The organism is Streptomyces sp. adm13(2018) (assembly GCF_008042145.1).
GTDB lineage: Bacteria > Actinomycetota > Actinomycetes > Streptomycetales > Streptomycetaceae > Streptomyces.
Map to the genome: position 1 here is coordinate 1 of NZ_RDBH01000337.1, position 3,513 is coordinate 3,513.

Below are 3,513 nucleotides of genomic sequence, written 5' to 3' on the forward strand. Positions count from 1 at the left end.
GAGGCAGGGGAGGGGCAGGCCGGTTCGCCGTGCCCGTACGGCTCGGTGCCCGCGTCCACCGGCGTGGTCCCCTCCGCTGCCTCCGCCGGTCCCCGGTCGACCGCGGCGGCGAGCGCCGCCAGCGTCGAGGCAGGGGAGGGGCAGGCCGGTTCGCCGTGCCCGTACGGCTCGGTGCCCGCGTCCACCGGCGTGGTCCCCTCCGCTGCCTCCGCCGGTCCCCGGTCGACCGCGGCGGCGAGCGCCGCCAGCGTCCGGTGCGCGTACACGACGGTGGGCCGGGGCAGCGAGGGGATCGTCTCGCGCAGCCGGGCGAACACCTGGAGCACGAGCAGGGAGTCGCCGCCGAGGGCGAAGAAGTCGTCCTCGCGGCGCAGCGCGTGCGCGTCCGTGTCGAGGAGTTCGGACCAGACGCGGGCGAGCAGGAGCTCGGTCGGCGTGGCGGGACGCGATCCCGCCGACCGCCCGGGGGCTTGGTCGGTGTCCGCCGACGGCGCCTTCAGGGCGGCCCGGTCGATCTTGCCGGTCCCCGTCAGGGGGAGGTCGTCGGCGAGGTGGATCCGGTTCGGGAGCATGTACTCCGGCAGGGTCCGCGCCAGATGGGCACGGAGCGCCGTCGACCCGGGCACCGGCACGCCCGGCAGGCACTGGACGAAGGCGGTCAGCCGTTCCTCGCGGTGGATCACGGCGGCGCGGGCGACCGCGGGATGGCTCAGCAGCACCGCCTCGATCTCGCCGAGCTCCACCCGGTGCCCTCGGACCTTCACCTGGTCGTCGAGCCGTCCGAGGAACTCGACGACACCGTCCGCGCCGCGCCGGACGCGGTCGCCGCTGCGGTACCAGCGGCGCCCGTCGCGCACGGTGAACGCGGCGGCGGTCAGTTCGGGCGCGTGGAGGTAGCCGGGGGTGAGCCCCACTCCGGCGATGAGCAGCTCGCCGGGCTCGCCGGGCGCGCAGCGCCGCAGCCCGTCGGGCGTGACGACGTCGATGTCCGTGCCGGTGAGGGGGGCGCCGATGGGCAGTGTCCGTACGTCGTCGGCGGGCCGGGTGTCGATGATGTGGAAGGTGGCGTTGATGGTGGCCTCGGTGGGCCCGTAGAGGTTGGCGATCCGGTGGCCCGGGCCGAACAGGTCGTACCAGCGGCGCACATGGGAGGGCGGGAGTGCCTCCCCGCCGACGTGGATCCAGCGCAGGGCCGACAGGTCGGGCGCCGGCCCGCCCTCCCGTACGCGTGTCTCGGCGGCCTCCAGCAGTCGTGACCACAGGCTCGGGACCGAGCTCCACACCGAGATCCCGGCCTGCTCGACGCGGTCCAGCAGGGCCTCGGGGTCCCGGAGGAGCTGCCGGGGCAGGGTGACGACGGCGGCTCCGACGAGGAGGGGCGCGAGGAGCTGGCGTACCGACGCGTCGAAGCACAGCGAGGCCGTCTGGGCGAGGCGGTCGCCCGCGCGGTATCCGAAGGTGTCCAGCGCCCAGTCGAGGTAGTTCGTCAGGGAACGGCGGGTGATCGGGACCGCTTTGGGGCGACCGGTGGAGCCGGAGGTGAAGATGACGTAGGCGAGGGAGTCGGGGTCGTGGGAGACCGATTCGTCCTCCCGGGCGGCGGAGGAGGGCATCGGCAGCGAGGCGGTGTCGTCGGCCGCGACCAGGGTGATCCCGGCCTCGGCGGCGAGCGCCGCGGCCGCGTCACGGGTCGCCGTGTGGCAGACGAGCACCCCCGCGCGGGACCGGTTCAGCTGGTCGGCCAGGCGTGCGGGGGGATGGGCGGCGTCCAACGGCACCCAGCCGGCGCCCGCGCGCAGGATGCCGACCACACCGGTGACGGCGTCGGCGCCCGGCTCGGTGAGGAGCCCCACGAGGTCGCCCGGGACCACCCCGCCCGCCCGCAGACGGGCGGCGAGCGCGGCGGACGCCCGGTCCAGTTCGGCGTAGCGAAGGGTGACTCCGTCGGTGTCGACGGCGACCGCGTCCGGCGTGGCCCGGAACCGGGCGAGCAGCCGGGCGACGATGTCACCCGACGGGTGTGGGCCGGAGGGGAGGTCGATCGGGGGTGCGGTCCGCGGGTCCGTCGTCGGCTCCGGAGCCGTGAGCCGCGCTGACGTCGCAGGTGGGGCCGGCGGCTCGCCGAGTCCGGTCGCCCCGGCGAGTTCGGCGAGGTGCTCGGTGGCGAGGCGTTCGACGGTGGCGCGGGTGAAGAGCCGGGCAGGGAAGTTCCAGGAGAAGGCCAGCTGTCCGTCGGACTCCCAGCACAGCAGCCCGAGCCGGGTCGCCGCGGAGGCGGTACCGGCCGAGGTCGGCCGGACCTCCACCGGGCACCCGGGCGCGAGGGCGACCGGGAAGCGGGCGAAGCTGAACGACGCGGGCGCGGCGGTGCGGGGCCCGGCCCCGTCCGTCGGCAGCAGCCGGGCCAGGTCCAGGCTCGTGAGGAGACCGTGCCGCTCGTGCTCCGGCCAGGCGTCGCGGAGTCGTACGGCGAGCGCGTGCACCGAGTCCTCCGGTCCGACGTGGACGGGAACCGGGAGGGTGTCGGCCAGCGGTCCCACCAGCCGGTCGACGCCCGGCAGCCGCGCCTCGCGGCGGGCCCTGGCCACGTTCACGGAGACGTCCTCGCGGCCGCCGCTCCACCGTGAGAGGCAGCGCGCGTACGCCGCGAGGAGCAGGTGGAAGAGCGACACCCCGTGTGCGGCGGCGGTCTCCCGCAGCGCGGTCGACAGGGCGGCCCCCGGGGTCACCTGGTGGGCGAGCAGCGGGGGTTCGGGGAGAGCCAGCGGATCACCGTCGTACGGGAGGGCGAGCGGCTCCCCCTGCCGGCCGAGGACGCCGCGCCAGTACGTCCGGCCCTCGGCGAGGGCCGACTCCGAGCGTGCGGACTGCTCGTGGGCATGGAAGGCGGTGAAGTCGGTGGTGTGCGCGGGGAGTTCAGGTCGAGCGTCCTGTGTGAGGGCGGTGTAGAGGGCCCAGAGTTCCTCGCCGAGGATGTTCAGGCTGAACCCGTCGGCGGCGGCGTGGTGCGCGACGAGCACGAGCCGCAGGAACTCCTGGCCGGCCCCAGCGGTCGCGCGGCGAGGGCCGGGAGCCTGGGTCCCCCGCGTGCTGCGGGCGAGTACGGCGCGGAGGGGTGCCTCGGCCGTGAGGTCGAACGGCCGGTTGCGGAGGGCCTGTTCGAGCTCCGCGAACTCCGCCTCGACGTCACCGCCGCCGGACAGCTCGCGCACCTCGTACCAGTCGGGCGCGCCCCCACCGTCGTTTGAGGGTGGTACGGCGGACTGGACGGGGCCCGAACCGCCGGGGAGGACCCGGATGCGGAGCATGGCGTGCCGGTCGGCGAGCAGGGCGAGTGCCCGGCCCAGCAGCTCGGGGTCGAGCGGGCCGCGGATGTCCTGGGTGACGTACCCGTAGGCGGGGACGTCGGGGTACAGACCGCCCTGGGTGTGGAAGGCGAGCTGGACCGGCGTCAGAGGGAAGGAGACGCCGTCGTCGATCGAGGGCGCCACCCCGGAACGTGCGGGGGCGGAG

The 3,513-nt window shown here is 75.7% G+C and carries 1 protein-coding gene; it reads right to left on the bottom strand.

All coding sequences use genetic code 11. The annotated features are described in order from the left end of the window. A partial coding sequence (locus tag EAO70_RS37405; protein ID WP_148007210.1) for a non-ribosomal peptide synthetase occupies positions 1–3,513 on the bottom strand: 3,513 nt, incomplete at both ends.